Raw genomic sequence first — 21,778 nt, forward strand, 5'->3', positions numbered from 1 at the left:
ATAGCTGATACGGTCCCCCGCTTGCGGCATCAAGGTATGCATAAGAGGGGGGGGGAAACGCTTAGCTCGCGACGGGGGTGCGAATGTTAAAAAACGTTTATGCAATGTCTTGCGTGCTGAAAGTGCTGATAATAATACCCTACAACAGGCTTTTATTTGCTGTTTTTTTAGCAAAAAAATGATCAATTTAAATACTATTTTTTTATTTTTCTTATTTTATTCATGCACTTGAAAAATCCTTTTTTAAAGTATCCTTCTTTATAAGACAGTAAGAGGAAACAAAGAGGAATGTCCTATATAAGTATTTTTCTCTGGCGTTATTATAGCGCCAATCCTAAGCAACGGCATTATTGTTGGGTAGTGATAAAAGGCGTGAAAGTGTATTTCACAATTCGCCTAATATTTTAGTTAATATATAAATCATAGGAACGGATTTCATGAAAGTTAAAGCAATTGCAATGATCATTGGCGCTTCCCTGGTGGCTAGCACGGCTTACGCAGCTAACCAAGGCGAAGGCAAGATCACCTTTACCGGCTCTATTACTGATGCACCTTGCTCTATCGCTGCAGGTTCACTGGATCAGGTTATCCCATTGGGTGCCGTGTCTAACGTTGTTCTGGCAGCTAACAATAATACCGGTGTTTCTACGCCACAAGCTTTCAGCATTGAGCTGAAAGATTGCGTCATTGCTACTGCAGGCACCAAAGATAAAGTCTCTGTGACCTTCACCGGCACGGCTTCTTCATATGATGCTACCAGTCTGGGTCTGATCGGTACTGCTGAAGGTGCTTATATTCTGATGTCTCAGGCTGACGGTGCCAAAGTGGCTCTGAACACCCCTACCGCAGCTCGAACTTTGGTTAACGGTACCAACAACTCCCTGAGCTTCACTGCTGCTCTGAAAGGTGGCGGCGAAGATGCTGTCATCAAACCAGGTAGCTTCCAGGTTCCAACCAACTTCGTACTGTCTTATCAGTAAGTCTATTGCGTAGTGTTGAACAACCTGCGGCGGCTCTGCCGCAGGTTTTTTTGCTCCCCATAGAGCTGTTGATGAAATGGACTTATGACGCTTCACCTTGTGTGGTGCCTTCCCTGCTGATGTGTTGTGCCCTGGCGTTTTCCGGGTGTGCATTTTCCGCTGATGTGCTGGGGCAGGGGCGCGTCAGCATGGAAGGCGCCATTGTAGAGACGCCTTGTGCGATTGAAGTCGGGGACCGTGACCAGAGTCTGGTAATGGACACCCTCCCGGTCAGCCAACTGATCCGGGATGGCCGCGGGCCAGAAAAAGATTTTGCTATTCGCCTGGTGGATTGCGTGCTGGTCCGGGTTGATGCGACAGTCCGCGACTGGCAGCGCTTTCAGGTGACCTTTGACGGTGACAACGATCGCGGCCACTTCGGAGTGAACGGTGAGGCACGCGGTGTGGCGTTGATGATACGTGATGCCAGAGGCGAGGTAGCAGCACCGGGTGAGGCTCTGCAGGCCAGCTCCATGTTGCCAGGAGAGAGGAAACTGCATTACACCCTGAGCCTGGTGGGTAACCAACAGACGTTGCGGGCAGGGGATTACCGTACGGCTATACGGTTCAGAATGGATTATTACTAAAGGGACTCTTTTCATGGCGCGTTATTTTTCCCGCTCCCTGCTTGCCATCTTGTGTCAAGCCAGCCTTGGCAGCAGCGTATTGCTGGGGGCGGTGAGCGTGGCCCAGGCAAAAGATATCCAGTTCAACACGGATGTCCTGGATCTCAAGGATCGTGACAACATTGATTTAGGCCAGTTTTCGCACCAGGGCTTTATCCTGCCGGGTACTTATGATCTTGCTTTGAGCTTGAATAACCAGGTGCAACCGGCACGCCCGGTAACCTTCTTGGCGCCGGACGACGATCCGAAAGGCAGCCAGGTCTGTCTGAGCAAAGAGATGGTGGACCAGTTGGGTCTGACCAAGGCCGCATTGGCTGGTTTGACCTGGTGGCATCAAGGCGAGTGTCTGGATCTGGCTAGCCTGGATGGGCTTCAGGCCCGTCCCGATCTCGGTACCAACACGCTGTACCTCAGCATCCCGCAGGTTTATCTGGAATACAGCGGTGCGAACTGGGATCCGCCTTCGCGCTGGGAAGAAGGGATCCCTGGCATTTTGCTGGATTACAACCTGAATACTCAGGTTCAGCGGCAGAACCAGGACGACACCCAGAATTACAACCTCAGCGGCAACGGAGTGGCAGGGGCGAACCTGGGAGCTTGGCGGCTACGGGCTAGCTGGCAGACCAGGATCGACCATCAGAGCGATTCGGCAAAAGAGAATACCCGCAGTTTTGACTGGACACAGTACACCGCCTACCGGGCGATTGTACCGTGGCGCGCCAAGCTGACGTTGGGGGAGGATTTCCTCAATTCCGACATCTTCGACAGCTTCCGTTTCACCGGGGGCAGCCTGGTCTCTGATGACAACATGTTGCCACCGAATCTGCGTGGTTATGCGCCAGAAGTGACCGGTGTGGCGCGCGGCAACGCCAAGGTCGTTATTAGCCAGCAGGGGCGGGTGATCAAGGAAGTGCTGGTCGCCTCCGGGCCATTCCGTATTCAGGATTTGGATAGCGCGGTCTCTGGCGCATTGGATGTGCGCGTTGAAGAGGCCGACGGCAGCGTACAGAACTTCAAGGTTGATACCGCCACCATTCCGTATCTGACCCGGCCAGGACAGGTGCGTTTCAAGCTGGCGGCAGGCCGACCATCTGACTTCCAGCATAAGGTCAATGGCCCGATGTTTGCCACGGGTGAGTTCTCCTGGGGCGTGAGTAACGGTTGGTCGCTGTACGGCGGCGGGCTGGGTGGGGATGAATACTCGGCCCTGTCACTGGGGATTGGGCGTGATTTGATGGCTTTTGGGGCCTTGTCTGCGGACGTGACTCAGTCCCGGGCTCGGTTACCGGATCAAGGTACTCAACAGGGGGGGTCTTACCGCCTGAGCTACTCGAAGCGCTTTGATGATACCGGCAGTCAGATCACCTTTGCTGGCTACCGCTTCTCCGACAGCGGTTTTATGTCGATGGCGGACTACTTGAGTGCCAAGGATAACGCCAATGGGATAAGCCCAGGGCGTAGCAAGGAGATGTACACCCTGTCCTTCAGCCAGCAGTTCGAGTCGCTGGCGATGAGTGGGTATCTGAATTACAACCACCAGACCTATTGGAACCAGGCTACCAGTGACCGCTATGACATGACGCTGGCGCGCTATTTTGATATTGGCCGCTTTCGTAACATCAACCTGTCGCTGACGGCTTATCGCAACAATTTCAGCAACACCAAGGATGACGGCATGTATCTGTCGCTGTCCATGCCATGGGGAAGCAGCGGCATGCTGGGCTATAACGGCTCTTATGCTGCGGGTGACAATACCAACTCGGTCACCTATTCCGATCGGGTCGGTGATACCGACAACTATACGGTCCGGGCTGGGATGGCGAATAGCGATGCTGATTTCAGCGGCTATTACTCACACCGTGGCACCCTGGCACAGGTGAATGGCATGGCCAGTTACCGCTCCGGGCAGTATAGCTCGGCAGGGATGTCGATGTCGGGCGGAGCTACCCTGACGGGTGAAGGCGGCGCTTTACATCGTACATCGATAATGGGCGGGACGCGGATGCTGGTTGATACCGATGGTGTAGCAGGAGTGCCGGTGGGCGGTTATGGCAACACGGTCAACTCCAATAGCTTCGGTAAAGCGGTGGTAACGGATGTGAACAGTTATTACCGCAACAGCGTACGTATCGACGTAGACAAACTGGCGGACAACGCCCAGGCCACCGGCTCAGTGCTGCAAGGCACGCTGACCGAAGGGGCCATTGGCTATCGTCACTTTGAAGTCGTGGCAGGTGAGAAGGCGATGGCGGTAATACGTCTGGCCGATGGTTCAGTGCCGCCGTTCGGTGCCACGGTGCTGAACGCCAAGCAACAGGAAACCGGCATGGTGAACGATGCGGGCAACGTCTACCTCAGCGGTATCAAGCCGGGTGAGACCATGACGGTGCACTGGAACAGCGCCGAACAGTGCCGCATTACGCTGCCGAAAGAAATACCGGCGGGCATGACCGCCAACCTGCTGTTGCCTTGTGTAAAGGGATAACGGCAGCGAATTAAACCCATTGAACAGTAAAGGGCGTCGTCGCCTGCTGGCTTAAGAGTCGGCAGGGATGACGTCTGATAGGAAGAGTAAAGGTAATGATGATGAAAAGATTTTTAGTGATGAGCCTGTTGGCTGGGGCCGCAGTGGCCACCCTGGTTCCGTCTGCACAGGCGGCTATTTCCCTGGATCGGACCCGCGTGGTGTTCCCAGGGAATGAAAAGTCGGTGAGCCTGACCGTGCGCAATCAGAACCCTGAATTGCCTTATCTGGCACAGGGCTGGCTGGAAGACGCACACGGCACCAAGCTGGAAGGGAACAGCGCGTTTACCGTGCTGCCACCGGTACAGCGTGTCGAACCCAAAGGGCAGACCCAGGTAAAAATCCAGGCAACGCCGGGAGCCAACATGTTGCCACAGGATCGCGAATCGCTGTTCTTCTTCAACCTGCGGGAAATCCCGCCGAAAAGCGACAAGTCGAACGTATTGCAGATAGCGCTGCAGACGCGCATCAAGATGTTCTATCGCCCGGCAACACTGGCCGAAGCGGCGGCTAAGCAACAGGCGACGCCTTATCAGGAACAACTGACACTGAGCAAAAAGGGTGACCAATACACCGTCAACAACCCAACGCCGTATTTTGTGACGTTGATTGGTGCCAGCGCCAAGAAACAAGGCGACGTGGTAAAAGGTTTTGAACCGGTGATGGTGCCACCGAAGGGCAGCGTCAAGCTGGGCGGCAGTGCGGCGGCATTAGGGGCGAGCCCGGTGCTGGTGTATGTCAATGACTACGGCGGCCAACCGACGCTGACTTTCAAATGCAGTGGCAGCGACTGCCAGGTGGATGAAAGCAAACGCGACAAATAATCACCCGTTGTCAGGGGGCGTGATGGACGGTGCCCAGCGGGCATGAACCGTGAAGGAAGAACAAGGAAAACAGTCATGGAAAAGAGAAGACTGCCCGGCAAGACGACAAAGTGCTCCGTCCTGAGCGGACTGGCACTGGCTGCCCTGCTTACCCCGATGGCACAGGCCGCAACGGGGTTGATTGACGGTGAACACGGCGTGCTTCGCGTGTCGGGGTCGCTGACCGAAAGCGCTTGCCGCCTGGAGATGAGCAGTGCTGACCAGTCGGTCGAGTTGGGCGAGGTGGGAACGGGCCGCCTGCAACACGTGGGCGATCGTGGCACGGCGGTGGCGGTTCAGCTGCGTTTGCAAGACTGCCTGCGCAGCGCGACCAACAATCGTGACCAGCAGGGTAACCTGACCTGGAGCACCAACCAGCCTGCGGTGTCGTTGACCTTTACCGGCGTGCAGGATAACTACGAACCTAATCTTTTCCTGGCGCGCGGTGTGGGCGGTATGGGGTTGCGTCTGACGGATGACTCCCGCCGCGACGTCGTGCCGGGGTTGGTCGGACAACCGCAGTTGCTGACACCTGGCAACAACGTACTGACCTACTATATCGCGCCGGAGCGTACCGGGGCGCCGCTACAAGCGGGCGCATATCTGGCCCATATCAACTTCAGGCTGAGCTATGAATAGGCTGGTTTATCGGCTTAAGGGCCGTTCCGCTCTCAGGAGCCTTTGGTGTACGGCTCTCGGTATGGTGGGGAGCCTGGTGTTGTGTCTGTCGGTGGCACAGGCCAGCAACCAGCTTGCGCTCACCATCAAGGGGATCGTAATGACGGGACCTGCTTGCATAGTGAATGGTAACACCGCGATTGACGTGAACTTTGGCAGTGCCTTGCAGACCACCAGCATTGATGGCAACAACTATGCCACGCCGGTGCCGTTTTCCCTTAGCTGTACCGGCAGCGCTTCCAGCTTGCGTCTGCGGTTCCAGGGATCGGCTAGCGGCTTTGATCCTGGCGTGTTGGCAACCAACTTTACGGATTTGGGGATCAAGCTGTTGAAACCGGACAGCAGTGCGTTAGCGCTGGGTGAATGGTTTACCTTCGGCTATTCGGCCACGCCGCCTGCCATCAGTGCCGTGCCGGTGAAACGGCCGGGGGCCATTCTGCCGGGTGGAGTATTCAACAGCACGGCAACGCTGCTGGTGGAGGTGTTATGAAACAGCTAACAGCGGTATGGCCTGTTCTGGCCCTGACGACCGTTCTGAGTAGCGCTTTACCGGCGCAGGCCGTGGACGTCAAGTTCACCGGCACCCTGGTGGTACCACCACCCTGCGTGATTAACAGTAACAGCGATATTTCGGTGGTGTTTGGCAACGATATGCTGGCCGGGCGGATAAATGGGGTGAATTACGAACAGCCCATCACTTATACGCTGGACTGCACTGGCGCGACCTCCGCAACGCTGAAACTGCAATTTCAGGGCGGAGGGGCAGGTTTTGATGCCAGCGTGCTCGGTACCAGCAAAACCAATTTGGGCCTGGAGTTGCGCAGTGACGGCGTCAAATTGCCGATGAACACCTGGCTGAATTTTACCAATCCGGCTCGTCCTGCACTGACGGCAGTTCCGGTTAAGGCCACGGGCAGCACTTTGAGTGGAGGGGCCTTTACCGCGGTTACCACGCTGTTGGTGGACTATCAGTGAGAGATGAATAATGACGGCTAAAACAGTTTTCTTGGCAATGTTGCTGGGCATGATGGCTGCACTGGTGCAGCCAACGCAAGCGGTGCAGGTGAACTTCCAGGGCGGCCTGGTGGAAGCACTGCCCTGTACTATCAATAACGGTGACCCGATCGAAGTGGATTTTGGCGACAACCTGGTGATCCGTAATCTCGACGGGGTACGTTACCGCAAGCCGGTACCTTACCAGATTGATTGCAGCGCCGCAGGGTCAGTTCGGATGAGCATTCAGGGCACGGCAACCCGTTTTGATGGTGCAGCCATTCAGAGCAGCATCGCGGGATTGGGCATTCATATGTCGCTGGGAAATGACAATCCGTTTTATCTGAACTCGTTTGCCAGCCAAGTTACAACGCAATCCCCCCCGCCAATGATGGCGGTACCAGTGGCCGATCCGGCGCAGCCACCGAGCCCGGGAGCATTTACCGCACGCGCCACGCTGCTGGCCGAATACCAATAGGAGCCGTTTGATGAAGCAATGGCAAGCGTTACCACGGATCGGTCTGGCACTACTGTCAACCTGCCCGCTTTTATTTTGCACCTCGGTTCAGGCAGTTGAGAACATGGAATTCAGAGGCGCGCTGGTGAATGCGCCCTGTACCCTGCGCCCGGGTGACGAGGCCATAGAGCTGAATTTTGGCACGCTGGTTAATAAGTTCCTGTACACCAATACGCGCACCCCCAGCCAGGCGTTCTCGCTGCATCTGGATGACTGTGATACGGCGGTGGCAACGGGTGTGAAGCTGACCTTTATGGGCACCGAGAGCACGGCATTGCCAGGGCTGTTGGCGCTGGATGCTGCCAGCGTGGCCCGCGGGGTGGCAGTGGGGATGGAAACAAGCGCTGGCCAGGCATTGCCGCTCAATGTCCAGGGCTCCACCACGCCACTGACGCAGGGCAACATGACAATAGCTTTGCAGGCCTATGTGCAGGCAGAACCTGCGGCCAAGGCCAACCAAGGGATAGTCGAAGGGGGATTTACGGCCACGGCGACTTTTGCGCTGGAGTACCAGTAGCAAGCCGTGCCGCCTGATAGCGGCCCTTTCCTGAAACCGAGATTTGAGAAATATGTACAACATCGTGAAACGAATACAATCGCTGATTACTTTACTCTGCCTGATGGCCAGCCCGTCCAGCTTTGCTGCGTTCGTCATCACCAGTGCGCAATTCGACCAGGCAACACAAGAGCTGTTCTTCACCTATACCGACGGTGTCGAACAATACGATACAACAAACATCCGCCCAGGCACGACCTCGTTCTTTAACGTGTGTGTGACCAAGAATAATGTTGGATGGAATGCCTATGCCACTGATACCTACTGCGCCTTTAGTTATTATACTTCCACCTATGCAAAGAATTACTATTATTGGTCGGATTTCCAAACGGAACTAATGAAGAGAACCGGGCTCGGAACAGGTGGGAGCTGGAAGGGCAAAGCTAGCAGGGTTAATACGAACATAGGAAACACTCGCACCTGTGTTGTCTATGAAGGTCCTAACAGCACTAATGCGAGGCTGACAACGTCGTGCGTAAACACTGTTCTCAAACCCTTCACCACCGGGTGCGATATAACCGGGCCAACAGTGCTCGACCATGGCCTGGTGGACAGCACTAACTTTAATGGGAATACCGCCAGCCTTACGGCGAAGATAACCTGCCCGACTCCCGCTAAGGTTGTGATAACTGTCCCAGCTCTATCGGATAACACCGTCAATTTCTACAATGGAATACAATCGACTATCACTATCAACGGCTCAAAATTCCCGCCGCCAATCACCATTAATGGTTCGGCAGATGTGCAGATTGCATCGACTCTCGCCCCCACTGGGGGTACCGTCAAGGCTGGCGCGTTCAGCGGGTCTGCGGTTGTTGTGGTAGATGTGCTGTAGATAAGCCGTACCAAACCACGGCGATATTATCACCGTAGGAAAGAGATACTTTCCTACGGTTTTCTGTTTTAGCCATTCGATCTCAGCGTTAACGAGCATCCTCCACAAAGTGAAACTCGTTAACGTCAAAATTTCACTTACGTGCACAGTAAAATGACGGTACCTGCCCGGTAGAAAAAACGTACCCTTCTTTGGTAGCAGGGTAAGCGGTGAAGTCGAACTTCAGCCCCGGTTCCAGGTAAAAAAGAGGGAGGTAACGGGCGAGATCTTTGCTGTCACTGTTGTCGGCCGGTGTGGTCACCGCTGAAATTGACTTAAGATGATAAACTTGTTTCATCTGATTGAAATCAAAATAGCTTTTTCTGCTGACGCTGGTGGTCTTATCGCCCTGCTTAAGGGTGCCCTTCAGGCTGGCGATGCCATTATCACCCTGGAAGATAAAGTTAACCATGAGGGCCAGTTCCGCATCATCTTTGTGAACCAGCAGCATGGCTTCGCAGTTAAAATGTGTTTGCTGATATTGGCTATAGAGGCGGTATGCTCCCAGCGCGAGCAACAGGAACAACAAAGAGAGTAGTGTAAATACACCGAAAAGTTGGGGCTTATTCATGATGCTGCCACTCCAGATAATATTCAGAAATACAGAGATTCTTGGTCCCTGAAGCAAATGGCCATTCGCAGCGAATGACTGAGGCTCGTGGAACCAATGGGTTGGCAGTAAAGTAGACAACCTCCTGTTTTTTGCAGGTGAAGTTGTTCTGCGCAATAAATTGCCTGTAGGACTGCAACGATGTCTGGCCGCTGTGGAGGTAGACCGAACACTGCTCTATATTCCCTACGAAGTTAAAATGAGAGAAGAAATTCTTGTTCTCTGTGCTATTCCATGCAGCTAACAGCGCAATACCGACACCAAAAGAGAGACTAAGCAATATTGCCCACAGATGGCGAGGCCGAGAGGATGCTTTTTTATCCACTTTGCTGGGTGTTGGCAGTGGGTTTTCCTCTACACTAAATATTTCTTCGGCAGAGGTTGTACTCGTGTCCGGTATTATTTTTGCTACCGGAACCATTGAGGGAACGGTAAGGCCCTGGCGGGGCACTGTTTTTATCACTGCTTGCTCATAGCCGGCAAGCTTTAATCCTTTACGTAACATAAGGATGTTTTGGTAAAAGGTATTGTTAGACACCTCTAAACCATTTTTTTGCCATCCGGCTTCAAACAGATCCCGCTGCGGAACCAGTTCACCTTGTTGGCTTAATAATAGCTGAAGGCAGCGTGAGGCTGCGATAAATAGCGTGATTTTCTCACCGTTGACACGAGAGTAAAGCAAGTTTTCCTCAGGCCAGAACTCAACGCTATCACCGATGAGATAATAATAACCGCTACAGTTACTAGTCATTCCTTTCACTTCCTTGTCCAAAATCACGAGCGTTATTAAAACAAAAAACAACGGATAGTATACGATTTTATTAAATGAGATTTTTCTTGCTGATTGTTAAAGCATCACCGTTGAACCGCCAGGATACAGGCCGTTACTGGTCTTGCGTAATAAAACTTAGCAAGATTTTTCTGATTAGTAAATTGTTTAATATCGATTAATGCTCAAATATTCCGCTCTAGGCATCTTCTTAAGCTTGGTTGATCTTAAGTGAAATTTTTCTCATCACCATGATTTTATTGATTTTTTATATTAATTAAATGAAATTTCACAGGTTGATATAAATTGATTATGACATTTTGGCGTCGGTCGCTAACATGCATCCAACTTTTCAGCGATAGTGGCGGGAAGCAGATGTACGATAGCCGATATGGATTTGGCGATAAGTTTGGTAGTGTTATGGATGACGGGTGTGGTGTGAGTGAATATGATTTCGATTATCATAGTGAAGATATCACTGAGATTTCGTTCCATATCTCCAGCAACAATAGCTACTTTTTACAAGGTATCAGATGTAATTTACTTAAATTGCAGCAACAGCATGGTCATACTGCCTTTGAACATTCGATATCGGATGGTTCGGCACGTAGTGCGTTGTTGATTAGCGAAATGATACGTGAGAAGAAAAGCCGAACGTTGATGGTGGTGATTGCCAGTACTGCGTTATTGAATATATTGTCGCTAAGCATTGAGCAACGCTATAGAGATCGGGTTGTTTTTATTGCGGCCAATGAGTGTTCGCATGCACTGCTGAAACAGATTGCCGATTCACCAAATACAACATGGGCAAAACGCGACAAGTTTATCCCTAAAGGGACCCTGGCTGCGTTAAGCAATAGAGAAAAACGAATTTGCTATTATCTTTTTCGCGGATACACGCCAAAAATGATCGGTGCGATTTTAGGTATTAATATAAAGACGGTCAGCAGTCATCGCGTGTCCGTTATGAAGAAAATTGGTTGCACCAATAAAATAGGTTTATATAAGACCCTGCGGGTCTATTACGGTACCAGTGTGGAAGGCTGACCGTTATAACCTACCTTGAGTGCCCGGAGTATAAAAAATGAAGCGTATCCCTATTGGATAATGGGCGAGCGTCTCATGTTTTTTGCAGTCCCCAGACCATGTTTGACATGGATGGTTATTAGTCGTTTATATCAATTTATTTAATAAAGGAATAGAAATATGAAACTGAACAAATTCATGGTTGCCGCAATCGCTTTGGGTTTTGTTTCTGCTGCCAATGCTGCACAGGACGCGGGCCATGGCACAATCGAATTCTACGGTTCCATCATTGATGCACCTTGCTCTATCGCCCCAGGCGATGACAACCAGCGTATCCCTATGGGCCAGATCGCTAACGTGGCACTGAAAGACGGCGGTAAATCTACCCCTGAAAACTTCTACATCCACCTGGAAAACTGTGATGCATCTACCCTTAAAACGGTAACCACCACCTTCACAGGTCCAACTTCTGCAGGTAACGCCGATCTGCTGGGCATCACCGGTACTGCTCGTGGCGCTAGCCTGGCTATCACCGACGGTAGCGGTACGCTGATCAAACTGGGCCAGCCAACTGCTCCACAGGGCATCCAGGATCAAACCAACATCCTGAACTTCTCTGCTTACCTGCAGGGCGACATGGGTGCAGACGGTAAAACTGCTGCAGAAATCGTCCCAGGCGACTTCAGCACCACCACTACCTTTACCCTGGCTTATCAGTAAGTTTTAACCGGTTTAACGGTCACACATGCGGGGAAACCCGCATGTTTATTCTTAAGGTCATGGTGTCGAAGGGAATTAACAGCGTGAACAACATGGAATATATCGTGGCGAGTTGCCTGCTCAGCGCTCTGTTTAGCGTAACCGCAACGGCGGATACGTTTTTGGGACGGGGCCGTGTCGTCATGGAAGGCAGCATTATTGAAACTGCCTGCGCCATTGAGATGAGCAGCCGTGAGCAAGTGATTGAGATGATCACCGTTCCTGCGTCACAGATTGCTCATGATGGGCAAGGTATCGCCAAACCTTTTGTTATTCGCTTAATTAACTGCACCTTGCCACGCTTTGATCCCACGATGCCCGATTGGCAAGCATTCCGCGTGACCTTTGATGGTTTGAAGGATGGCGCCTTGCTGGGGATTGAAGGCGAGGCCCAAGGCGTTGGGCTACAGATCAAAGACCAATCCGGCAACATCGCATTACCCGGCGTAGCTATGCCCCTGGCAGAGTTAAGCTCCGGAGATAAGCTCCTGCAATACACCGTAAACCTGTTGCCGAATCACCAGATACTGCGAGCCGGTGAGTACCGCTCCACCGTGCGTTTCAAAATGGATTATTACTGATAAACGGAATTTTTATCGATGGCCAAACCTGTTGCGAATTCTACTTTCCGACTGCGCGGATTGTGGGTCTGTATTGTTTTATCGCTGGGAAGCCCGGTTTATCTTACGCATGCCGCAGATGATATTCAGTTCAATACCGATGTGTTGGATATTAAAGATCGGGAAAATCTCGATCTCAGCCATTTCTCCCGTGGCGGCTATATTATGCCAGGGACTTACACCATGGCGGTGTTTCTCAACCGGCAGCAAATCGCGGAGCGTTCAATCACCTTCGCGCCCTCTAAAGCAGATCCTAAAAGCAGCGAACCTTGCCTGACGCCTGAACTGATCGAGCTGTTTGGCCTGAGAGACAGCGTGCTCAAGGACATTGTCTGGGAAGACGACGGGCAATGTCTCGATCTGCAAAGCATTTCAGGATTGACGGTACAGGGCGATTTGGCGACGTCATCCCTGCAGCTCAGCGTGCCGCAAGCCTATCTTGAATACAGTTCTGAGGATTGGGATCCGCCTTCCCGTTGGGATAATGGCATCACAGGTGCGTTGTTTGACTATAACCTGAATTTCCTGACCTCGCGCCAGCAGCACCAGGATCAGGCCTATAGCCTGAGTGGTAATGGGACCACCGGGGCCAACTTTGGCCCTTGGCGTCTGCGCGCGGATTGGCAGTTGCAGATGAGAAATCAGTCTGGCGGCAACGGCGAAAATAGCCTGGATTGGAGCCGTTATTACGCTTATCGGGCCTTGCCCAAGCTGCTTGCCCGCCTGACGCTGGGAGAAAACTTCCTCAATTCCGATATTTTCGACAGCTTCCGTTTCACCGGCGTTACGCTTAACACCGATGACAACATGCTGCCACCTAACTTACGCGGTTACGCCCCGGAAGTGAGTGGCGTCGCCAAAAGTAATGCCAAGGTGACCATTAGCCAGCAGGGCCGGGTGTTGTATGAAACGCAGGTCGCGCCAGGCCCGTACCGCATTCAGGATTTGAATGATGCGGTTTCCGGCCAACTGCAGGTTCGCGTTGAGGAGCAGGATGGCAGCGTGCAGGAGTTCACCGTGAACACCGCCAGCATCCCTTATCTGACCCGTCCAGGTTCGTTGCGCTATAAACTCGCGGCAGGTCGGCCAAGCGATTGGAAACACAACGTCAGCGGGCCACTGTTCTCCACCGGCGAATTCTCCTGGGGGGTTAGCAACGGCTGGTCACTGTACGGTGGCGGCGTGGGGAGCGACGACTATAACGCGTTGGCGCTGGGGGTGGGCCGCGATCTGATGATGCTGGGTGCACTGTCGTTCGATGTCACCCAATCCCGGGCTAATTTGCCGCAGGAAAGCTCGTTGTTTGGTAACTCTTATCGCCTCAGTTATTCCAAGCGTTTTGACGATTATGACAGCCAGGTGACGTTTGCCGGCTATCGCTTCTCAGAACGCAACTTCATGAACATGAGCGAATTTTTGGACGCACGGACTACCGGTTACCGCACCCAGAGCAGTAAGGAGATGTACACCGTTACGTTCAATAAGCAGTTTGTCGACCTGGGCCTGAGCACGTTTATCAATTACAGCCACCAGACCTATTGGAACGACAGTGCCAACGATCATTATAACCTGTCGCTGGCGAGATACTTCGATCTGGGCAAGTTCAAGGATCTTAACCTTTCGTTGACCGCCTATCGCAACAAATTTAACGGCATCAACGACGACGGTATGTATCTGGCGATCACCATTCCCTGGGGTCACTCCAGTTCCATCACCTACAGCGGGTCATGGGATCGCAATGAAAATACTCACCAGGTGGGGTATTTCGGTCGTGTGAATGACGCCGACTCCTATCAGATTAGTGCAGGCGCTGCTCGCCAAGGCGCGGTTGCCAGCGGTTATTACACCCACTTGGGCAACGACGCGCAAGTGAGTGCCAACGCGGGTTATCAAGCTGGGCGTTCCAGCTCTCTGGGCCTGATGCTGCAAGGTGGGGTGACGGCGACCGGGGAGGGCGTGGCTATGCATCGGATTGGCATGCCAGGCGGAACGCGCATTTTATTGGATACCGACGGAGTCGCAGGCGTTCCTGTGCGCGGTTATGGTGCCACCACCTTATCCAACCGCTTTGGTAAAGCCGTGGTGTCCGATCTTAACAGCTACTACCGCAACCAGGTCAGCATCGATCTGAACGCGCTGGACGATAAGACCGAGGCGCTCAGTTCGGTGCAGCAGGCGACATTGACCGAAGGGGCGATTGGTTTACGGCGTTTTGAAGTGGTGGCTGGTGAAAAAGCGATGGCGGTGGTTCGTCTGGCTGACGGGTCATCACCGCCTTTCGGGGCTACGGTACAAAATAGCAAGCAACGGGACGTTGGCATTATCAACGATGACGGCAGCGTTTACCTGAGTGGTATTCAGCCCGGTGCCAAGATGACTACCAGTTGGAATGGTATCACCCAGTGCGAAATAACACTGCCAACGCATATCCCACCGCAAGGGACACAGAATTTACTGCTGCCTTGCCGGCCAATCGCCGCAGGGGAAAATCCGGCAACGGAAAACAGAAGCTGAACGGAAAAAGACTGATGAAATTAACGACCACACATTTACTAACTGCTGGCGCCTTGCTGCAGGCCATCCTTAGCTCACAGGCTAATGCGGCGATTGCCCTGGATCGTACCCGGGTGATTTATAACGCTTCCAGTAAGTCTGTCAGCATGAACGTCAGCAATGAAAACAAACACCTGCCTTATCTGGCTCAGGGGTGGATTGAGGATGAGCAGGGCAACAAGATCACCAGCCCGCTGATCGTTCTGCCTCCGGTGCAGCGTATTGAGTCTGGTGCCAAAAGCCAGGTGAAAGTGCAGGGGCTGCCTGCTTTGCAGCAATTGCCGCAGGATCGTGAATCGCTGTTCTATTTCAACCTGCGTGAAATTCCACCGCGCAGCGACAAGCCGAATACGCTGCAAATTGCGCTGCAGACACGCATTAAACTGTTCTACCGCCCGCAGGCGATTGAACCGACCAAGGAACAGATGAGTACGCCGTGGCAGGAAAAAATGACGCTGACGCGCCAGGGCGATCGCTATGTGATCAACAACCCGACGCCGTATTACATCACCATCGTTGAGGCTAGCACCACTAAAGGTGGCCAGAGCGCCAAAGGGTTTGTTCCGTTGATGGTTCCCCCTAAATCCAATGCGCCGTTAAGCGCCAGCGTCAGTGCTTTAGGTAGCGCGCCGGTGCTGACCTACGTGAATGACTTCGGCGGCCGCCCAGAACTGATTTTCCGCTGTGCGGGTGATACCTGTCAGGCAGAACCTGGCAAACGTAACTCATAGCCTACACGCAACAGAGGTGAACTATGCCGTGGAAAACGTCGACGGGACTTGCAGGTTTGATACTGGTTTTGGGCATGTCATCAGCCGTTGCTGCGACGTCCAACCTGACTATCTCGGGCAACATTTTACTGCCGCCGCCCTGCGTGATTAACGGGGATCAAACCATCATGGTGGATTTTACCAACGAGGTGATGACGACCCGGGTTGATGGTATCAACTACCGTCAGCCGGTGCCTTACACGTTGGAATGCTCGGCAGGCAATACCAACGCGTTAAAAATGCAGATCCAGGGCACGGACGCCGGTTTTGCCGGCGCTCTGCAAACCTCGAAAGGCGATCTGGGGATCGCCTTGTCAAATGACGGCCAGGCAATGCCAGTGAATAGCTGGCTGAATTTCACGCTGCCAAATCAGCCTGCATTGTTTGCCACCTTGGTGAAGCGCCCAGGGGGCACTCTCACCGCTGGCTACTTTACGTCGGTAGCCACGATGGTGGTCGACTACCAGTGAAACGGGAGAAAGGAATGAGATCGGTTGCAGGGATGTCACTATTGCTATCGTTTGCTGTGCTGGCCATAAGCCCATTGCAAGCGGCAGAAAATATGGGCTTTAGCGGTACGTTGATTGAGCCACCTCCTTGCCAGGTGAACAATGGCAAAGACCTCGACGTGCCTTTTGACCGGATCGGCGTCAATAGCGTGGATGGGGTGAAGCACCGCAGGCAGGTAGATTACGTGCTGGACTGTTCGGCGGGATCTGCATGGAGCATGGTGCTGACGTTGATCGGCCCGGGTGCCGCCTTTGAGCCAGCAACGCTACAGACCAACATTGCCAATCTGGGCATCAAAATTTACCAGAACGGCGAGCCCTTTGAGCTCGGTACGCCTATCTCTATTGACCCAAAAAATCCACCGATGTTAGAAGCCGTGCCGGTTAAAAAACCGGGCACCGAGCTGACAGAAGGGGCATTTGAAGTCACGGCGACGCTGCTTGCGGATTACCAATAAGGAGCTGATATGCGGCAAATACTGAGATATCTCTGCGCCACCGTCGCTCTGCTAGCGCTGAGCCAGGGCGTGCAGGCGGCAAAGATGCGCTTACACGGCACGCTGGTGGCGGAACCTTGCATCATCCCTCCGGGTGAAGAAACCATTCCGTTGGATTTTGGTTCGGTGATCGACAAACAGTTGTATCACAATCAAAGAACCCGCAGTTGGGAGTTCAAACTGCATTTAAGCAACTGCGATCAGACGTTGAGCAAATCGGTACAGATCACCTTTACCGGGGTGGAAAATCCTGCCTTGCCGGGATTACTGGCGCTAGATGCCTCCAGCCAGGCATCGGGCATTGGTATTGGCGTTGAGACAGAAAATGGCAATCCTGTGCCATTGAACCAGTTAGGTACTCATCGCTACCCATTAGCGGCAGGGGACAACTATCTGCGTATGATGGCTTATGTGCAAGGCGAGCCAGACGCGATTACCAACCGAACCATAAACCGCGGTCCTTTCAGTGCCAGCATGACCTTTGCATTGACCTATGACTAGGGACTGACGCCGCTTGGCCTCTGTGAAGGCGCTAATCAGTAACAGCGCAGAGCAATAAGGAACAGATAATGAAGTTAATAGGAACAGCACTACTCAAAAGAACCGTGCTGGTTGCTGGTCTGCTGATGCCTCTATATGGTTACACCGCCGGAATCGATGTGAGCTGGACCGGGCCAAAGCAACAGACCATTAGTGCCCAGCCTGATGGTATCGGTGGCTACACCACTGTGTGTAAAACCGGCAAGACAGTTTACTTTTACGCGATATTGAGTACCACCACGGGTATGTATCAACGAATGATTGCCTCCGCGTCGGGGGTGGCAAGCGGAAACTGTAGTGAAGTTTTAGCAAAAGTCCTCCCTATCACGTTTACATTGCAAGCCAATGAAGTAAATTTCTTCGGGCTGGGTCAGGAAGTTGGCAAACGACCTGCGGATGGTCCGACTATGAACGTTTCTCTTGAACATAACAGCGGAACCGGTGATGGCTGGAAGCCTCAGCCACCGCCAGGCCCCGCCTGTTCACTGATTGGCACTTCGGTAGATATCAGTTATGGGGACATTCAGGTTGCTAGCGTGCCAGGATTGAAAAAAAGCTCTGACTTGTTCGTTAAATGCACTGCCAGTGCTACGGTTAAAGTTACGGTGATCGGTTACACGACCACCACCGGTATCAAGCTGCGTATGGATGGCTCGCTGGCGGCGGATTTGTTTGTCCGCGACCAGCCAGCCAATGTTGGCACTCTGGAAAAGATCGCGGCCAATCAAACGATAGCCGTACCCATCGCTTCAATATTGAAGGTTAACGGTAATCTGGCGGGGGGGGCTTTTCGCGGTTCGGCAGTGATTAATATGGATATCCTTTAACGTGTTATCCTGAGGGCGTCAGCCTGCGTTTTGCGGGCAGACGCCCTCAGCCGTTTCCGACAGTTTCCACGACCGTCTACCGTGCGGGTTGTTATTACCGTTCCACTGCCTTCCCTTTATCTGAACTTCCCAATCAATAAAGCGAATACACGTAATAAGCTAATGTATTACCGCTATAGTTATGTGACATTCTGTCAGGTTAAAAATAACAGGATGAACAATTGATTAGCAAAATAGCGTGATGGCATTTTCATCTTATTACAAAATTTAAAATTCTTTTTGGCTGATTTTTGTCTAGCAGAGTGATTAGGAGAAAACCTCATTTTAGCTGTAGGTGTCAGGCTAGCCCTGGCCTTGCTTAAAAAACGCTCTTTTGGTGAGATAAATCTTACGCTTGTGAAGTGTTGGAAATAGCCCATTAAATTTTTATGGTCTTGCTGTTTTTTTAGTTTTAGCCAGCGGGTGGGTAAACCTATTTTTATTTGGTAATCCTTCATCACAATAGGCTATGCTTTAAGCAATCTGTCAGCGACAGATTTTATTAATTCTTGAGCGAGTAATATCCAGCCTAATTGCAATAGGAGTTTTTTGTGGCACAACGTAAATTTCTCACTCTCACCGAAGTTAACAACCTGATGAGTGCAGCCCGGAATAAACAGACCGGGATACGGGACAGTTGCCTGATCCTGCTTGCCTTCCGCCATGGGTTTCGTATCAGCGAGTTGTTGAACTTGCGTTATCATGACCTTGAAATGATTGAAGGACGGATAAATATACGCCGGCTTAAGAATGGATTCTCTACCGTTCATCCTCTGATGAGTGATGAATGCAAGGCGATTATGGAGTGGAACCAGGTCAGGGCGCAGTGGAAGCCTGCAGTGGATCCACAGATTGTTTTTATCTCCCAGCGTGGTACTCAGCTATCGCGCGGCCAGGCTTGGCGAATTATCCGTCAGGCAGGGGAACTGGCGGGCACCGCTACCCATACGCATCCCCATATGCTGCGCCATGCCTGCGGCTATGAATTGGCGGAAAGGGGCACTGATACCCGTTTGATTCAGGATTATCTGGGGCATCGTAACATCAGGCACACCGTGCGATATACCGCCAGCAACGCGGCGCGCTTTGTCGGGATGTGGGATCGTAACGGATTGGTTATAAAGGATTTATTGATAAATAATCAGGTGAAAGATGAAACAATTGGGGCTAAACTGTTCCTAATTCTTAAACGAAAGATAAGATTTTGCAATGCCCTGTATTAGAAAATTCCTTGATCAAGATCTATCTAACTGAAAAACAAAGTTATATTTTTACTTCCGTAAATCGCTATCTCTACCCTCTAAATTTTGGCCACTGCGCCAGCCCGCTGTTGCAAATTCCTTAAATATCCAAAAACACATCCCCCTAATAATAGCAAAGCATTTAATCTTTTATTTTAATGATTAAGCAATGAAAATCAGTCAATTAATTCGATGTTAATGTGTTTACCGTTTTTTTATAGGGTGCGACAAAATAGCCCCAAATGTCTCATGTTGTTGGCGAAAACTGAACGGAATAGGGAGGTCCGGCCGTGAGTAGAAATGAAGTCTGTGCGGTTGCCCGCCAGGGGAATCGACCTCCACACTTTTTCATGGTTATGAAACATTATGTGTTCAAAGGAAAATAGTATGAAAATCAAATCACTGGTTGCTGGTATTGCCGCAGTTCTTTCTCTGGCTGGCGTCGCTAATGCGGCAACGGTTACTACCGTCAACGGTGGCCCTATCCATTTTAAAGGGGAAGTTGTTAATGCGGCCTGTGCCGTGGATGCCGGTTCTATTGGCCAGACAGTGCAATTGGGGCAGGTTAAAACAACTTCACTGGCTACCGCTGGTGATGTTAGCTCCGCTACCGGGTTCAACATCCAACTGAATGATTGTGATTCAACCGTTGCTACTCAGGCAGCTGTTGCTTTCAGCGGCACAGCGGTTAACGCTACCTATCCTACTGCGCTGGCCCTGCAAGGCTCTGCGGCGGGTAACGCAACCAACGTCGGCGTTCAGATCCTTGACCGCACCGGTACTGCGTTAGCGGTTGATGGCGCTACCTTCAGTGCGGCTACTACGCTCTCTGATGGCACCGTTATTGTTCCATTCCAGGCTCGTTATATCGCGACCGGCGTAGCCACTGCCGGTATTGCCAATGCTGATGCGACCTTCAAGGTGCAGTATCAGTAAGCTGAATTAGCTTATCAAGGATGATGATGACAGGCCAGGGAGGCCTGATTTTCAGCTATCGGAGGCAAGGAGTGTGCGATGTGGAGAATGGGAGCGGGACTCCTGCTAACTCTGCTGTTGGTGGGGAAGGCCGTTGCTGACGATCGTTGGGAGGAACAACCTCTCGGTGGTCTGATGCGCTTTCAGGGTGAAGTGATCGCTGAAACCTGTTCGGTGGAAGCCGGAGATCGCAATTTGACGGTATCGATGGGGAATATCACCACCGACCGGTTTCGTATGCCTGGCGATGAGGCCGATCCAGTCCCCTTTGATTTACATCTGCAGAACTGTACTTCCACGGTCAGTCGTAACGTGGGCGTGATGTTCCATGGCATGGCAGACAGCAATAATCCGCAGGTGCTTTCTGTTGGTGACGGGCCAGGTGTCGCCTCTGGCGTAGCCGTGGCGTTGTTTGATGACAGAGGCCGATTTATTCCACTCAATACCGCGCCGCGGTACTGGGTGCCGTTGCAAGAGGGGCCGGTGATCCTGCATTTCGTAGCGAAATACCGTGCCACCGGACAGCCGGTGAACAATGGTTTGGCTAACGCTCAGGCCTGGTTCGCACTGACTTATCAGTAGGCCTTGGCCGCAAGATGAAAAGTAATAGCGCTGTGAATGTTTGGCCTTTGGCCACGCAGTGTTATGGAAGTCAGATCCTGATGGACGAGGTAAATGTGAGAACAATTTCGAAGGTTGGAAAGGCAATGTCCGTGCTGTTGTTGTTGGCGGCGGGGCATGTGGGTATGGCAAACGCCGGAGTCGGCCTGGGTGCGACCCGGGTGATCTATCCTGCCGATCAGAAGCAGGTGACTTTGGGAGTCAGCAATAACGATGAGAAAAGTACCTATCTGATCCAATCCTGGGTAGAAAACGCCGATGGCCAGAAAGACGGTCGGCTGATTATTACGCCACCGTTATATTTGATGCAGGGAAAAAAAGAGAACACGCTGCGCATTATTGACGCGACTAATCAAAGCTTGCCGAAGGATCGGGAGAGCCTGTTCTGGGTTAACGTCAAAGCGATCCCCTCACTGGACAAATCACGCCAGGATGAAAACACCCTGCAATTGGCTATTACCAGCCGTATCAAACTTTTTTATCGCCCCAATGGGCTGAGTATTGCGCCAGACAAGGCTCCGGAGCAACTGCGTTTTAAACGTAGCGGCAAAGAGTTGACGATCGTCAATCCTACACCCTATTTCATCACGCTGAGCGAGTTGAACGCCGGCACGCGGCAGTTGGCAAACACCATGGTGTCGCCGATGGGATCGACTAATGTGGCGCTCCCCGCCGATGCAGGCAGCACGATTTCCTATCGGACGATCAACGATTACGGTGCCCAAACGCCGGTATTCAAGGGTGTGATGCAGTAAGGCCTGGAGCCGCCATC

The 21,778-nt window shown here is 52.1% G+C and carries 26 protein-coding genes; 23 read left to right on the plus strand and 3 right to left on the minus strand.

The genetic code is table 11. From position 1 onward, the window contains the following. Nucleotides 1-437: 437 nt before the first annotated feature. The 10 genes from KGP17_RS04500 to KGP17_RS04545 all read left to right on the plus strand — a co-directional run bounded on the left by KGP17_RS04500 (nt 438) and on the right by KGP17_RS04545 (nt 8,611). Nucleotides 438-980 carry a fimbrial protein gene (locus KGP17_RS04500; RefSeq protein WP_059199816.1) on the plus strand — a complete coding sequence of 181 codons (543 nt, stop codon included), beginning with the start codon at nt 438-440 and terminating at the stop codon, nt 978-980. 71 nt (nt 981-1,051) lie between these two features. Then, on the plus strand, nt 1,052-1,606 hold the full coding sequence (locus tag KGP17_RS04505; protein WP_223498915.1) for a fimbrial protein: 555 nt from the start codon (nt 1,052-1,054) through the stop codon (nt 1,604-1,606). 13 nt (nt 1,607-1,619) lie between these two features. Then, entirely contained in the window at nt 1,620-4,130 is a 2,511-nt protein-coding gene (locus tag KGP17_RS04510; RefSeq protein ID WP_223498916.1) for an outer membrane usher protein, read from the plus strand. Between the two features lie 95 nt (nt 4,131-4,225). Further along, nucleotides 4,226-4,993, plus strand: coding sequence for a fimbria/pilus periplasmic chaperone (locus KGP17_RS04515; RefSeq protein ID WP_223498917.1), 768 nt, complete (start codon nt 4,226-4,228; stop codon nt 4,991-4,993). Nucleotides 4,994-5,068: 75 nt separating this feature from the next. Beyond that, on the plus strand, nt 5,069-5,671 hold the full coding sequence (locus tag KGP17_RS04520) for a fimbrial protein (RefSeq protein ID WP_223498918.1): 603 nt from the start codon (nt 5,069-5,071) through the stop codon (nt 5,669-5,671). Between the two features lie 61 nt (nt 5,672-5,732). Next, nucleotides 5,733-6,200: a fimbrial protein gene (locus tag KGP17_RS04525; protein WP_223498919.1), complete on the plus strand. Its 468-nt coding sequence runs from the start codon at nt 5,733-5,735 to the stop codon at nt 6,198-6,200. Further along, entirely contained in the window at nt 6,197-6,685 is a 489-nt protein-coding gene (locus KGP17_RS04530) for a fimbrial protein (protein ID WP_223498920.1), read from the plus strand. Before KGP17_RS04525 ends, KGP17_RS04530 begins: the two co-directional genes overlap by 4 nt. A gap of 10 nt (nt 6,686-6,695) precedes the next feature. Further along, nucleotides 6,696-7,181, plus strand: a complete 486-nt coding sequence (locus KGP17_RS04535; RefSeq protein ID WP_223498921.1) for a fimbrial protein — start codon at nt 6,696-6,698, stop codon at nt 7,179-7,181. A 10-nt stretch (nt 7,182-7,191) separates the two neighbouring features. Then, nucleotides 7,192-7,737 (plus strand): fimbrial protein, encoded by a 546-nt coding sequence (locus tag KGP17_RS04540; protein ID WP_223498922.1) that lies wholly within the window; start codon nt 7,192-7,194, stop codon nt 7,735-7,737. 52 nt (nt 7,738-7,789) lie between these two features. Beyond that, the gene (locus KGP17_RS04545) at nt 7,790-8,611 is read left to right on the plus strand and encodes a PapG chaperone-binding domain-containing protein (RefSeq protein ID WP_094982085.1); all 822 of its coding nucleotides are present in this window, start codon (nt 7,790-7,792) and stop codon (nt 8,609-8,611) included. A gap of 133 nt (nt 8,612-8,744) precedes the next feature. Here the strand turns inward: KGP17_RS04545 and KGP17_RS04550 are convergent, their stop codons facing one another. Further along, nucleotides 8,745-9,221: a hypothetical protein gene (locus KGP17_RS04550; protein ID WP_094982084.1), complete on the minus strand. Its 477-nt coding sequence runs from the start codon at nt 9,219-9,221 to the stop codon at nt 8,745-8,747. Next, entirely contained in the window at nt 9,214-10,011 is a 798-nt protein-coding gene (locus tag KGP17_RS04555; RefSeq protein ID WP_115160364.1) for a winged helix-turn-helix domain-containing protein, read from the minus strand. The genes KGP17_RS04550 and KGP17_RS04555 overlap by 8 nt, the downstream gene beginning before the upstream one ends. A 393-nt stretch (nt 10,012-10,404) precedes the next feature. Here KGP17_RS04555 and KGP17_RS04560 point away from each other — a divergent pair, with 393 nt between their 5' ends. The 9 genes from KGP17_RS04560 to KGP17_RS04600 all read left to right on the plus strand — a co-directional run bounded on the left by KGP17_RS04560 (nt 10,405) and on the right by KGP17_RS04600 (nt 18,130). After that, nucleotides 10,405-11,076 (plus strand): helix-turn-helix transcriptional regulator, encoded by a 672-nt coding sequence (locus KGP17_RS04560; RefSeq protein WP_172413943.1) that lies wholly within the window; start codon nt 10,405-10,407, stop codon nt 11,074-11,076. 159 nt (nt 11,077-11,235) lie between these two features. Beyond that, nucleotides 11,236-11,775: a fimbrial protein gene (locus tag KGP17_RS04565; protein ID WP_059199840.1), complete on the plus strand. Its 540-nt coding sequence runs from the start codon at nt 11,236-11,238 to the stop codon at nt 11,773-11,775. Between the two features lie 41 nt (nt 11,776-11,816). Next, entirely contained in the window at nt 11,817-12,395 is a 579-nt protein-coding gene (locus KGP17_RS04570; protein ID WP_223498923.1) for a fimbrial protein, read from the plus strand. A gap of 18 nt (nt 12,396-12,413) precedes the next feature. Further along, nucleotides 12,414-14,948, plus strand: coding sequence for an outer membrane usher protein (locus KGP17_RS04575; RefSeq protein ID WP_223498924.1), 2,535 nt, complete (start codon nt 12,414-12,416; stop codon nt 14,946-14,948). Between the two features lie 14 nt (nt 14,949-14,962). Beyond that, a complete protein-coding gene (locus KGP17_RS04580; RefSeq protein WP_223498925.1) occupies nt 14,963-15,718 on the plus strand; it encodes a fimbria/pilus periplasmic chaperone in 756 nt (251 codons plus the stop codon). A gap of 74 nt (nt 15,719-15,792) precedes the next feature. Next, nucleotides 15,793-16,227, plus strand: coding sequence for a fimbrial protein (locus KGP17_RS04585; protein ID WP_115160376.1), 435 nt, complete (start codon nt 15,793-15,795; stop codon nt 16,225-16,227). A 14-nt stretch (nt 16,228-16,241) separates the two neighbouring features. Next, entirely contained in the window at nt 16,242-16,724 is a 483-nt protein-coding gene (locus KGP17_RS04590) for a fimbrial protein (RefSeq protein WP_094982078.1), read from the plus strand. Between the two features lie 9 nt (nt 16,725-16,733). Next, nucleotides 16,734-17,264: a fimbrial protein gene (locus tag KGP17_RS04595; protein WP_115160359.1), complete on the plus strand. Its 531-nt coding sequence runs from the start codon at nt 16,734-16,736 to the stop codon at nt 17,262-17,264. Between the two features lie 68 nt (nt 17,265-17,332). Continuing rightward, nucleotides 17,333-18,130: a hypothetical protein gene (locus KGP17_RS04600; RefSeq protein ID WP_223498926.1), complete on the plus strand. Its 798-nt coding sequence runs from the start codon at nt 17,333-17,335 to the stop codon at nt 18,128-18,130. Between the two features lie 194 nt (nt 18,131-18,324). On the opposite strand, the gene KGP17_RS04605 is transcribed toward KGP17_RS04600, so the two are convergent. Further along, nucleotides 18,325-18,630: a hypothetical protein gene (locus tag KGP17_RS04605; RefSeq protein ID WP_223498927.1), complete on the minus strand. Its 306-nt coding sequence runs from the start codon at nt 18,628-18,630 to the stop codon at nt 18,325-18,327. Nucleotides 18,631-18,720: 90 nt separating this feature from the next. On the opposite strand from KGP17_RS04605, the gene KGP17_RS04610 reads away from it, so the two are divergent. The 4 genes from KGP17_RS04610 (at nt 18,721) to KGP17_RS04625 (ending at nt 21,761) form a co-directional block, all read left to right on the plus strand. Continuing rightward, nucleotides 18,721-19,392 (plus strand): tyrosine-type DNA invertase, encoded by a 672-nt coding sequence (locus KGP17_RS04610; RefSeq protein ID WP_223498928.1) that lies wholly within the window; start codon nt 18,721-18,723, stop codon nt 19,390-19,392. Between the two features lie 405 nt (nt 19,393-19,797). Further along, nucleotides 19,798-20,346 (plus strand): type 1 fimbrial major subunit FimA, encoded by a 549-nt coding sequence (fimA, locus tag KGP17_RS04615; protein WP_024530428.1) that lies wholly within the window; start codon nt 19,798-19,800, stop codon nt 20,344-20,346. 78 nt (nt 20,347-20,424) lie between these two features. Next, a complete protein-coding gene (locus KGP17_RS04620) occupies nt 20,425-20,967 on the plus strand; it encodes a fimbrial protein (RefSeq protein WP_021179445.1) in 543 nt (180 codons plus the stop codon). A gap of 125 nt (nt 20,968-21,092) precedes the next feature. Continuing rightward, complete coding sequence (locus tag KGP17_RS04625; RefSeq protein WP_059199855.1) at nt 21,093-21,761, plus strand: fimbria/pilus periplasmic chaperone; 669 nt, start codon at nt 21,093-21,095, stop codon at nt 21,759-21,761. Nucleotides 21,762-21,778 lie beyond the last annotated feature (17 nt).

This window comes from Serratia sp. JSRIV001, from assembly GCF_019968745.1.
In the GTDB taxonomy this organism is placed as follows: Bacteria; Pseudomonadota; Gammaproteobacteria; order Enterobacterales; family Enterobacteriaceae; genus Chania; species Chania fonticola_B.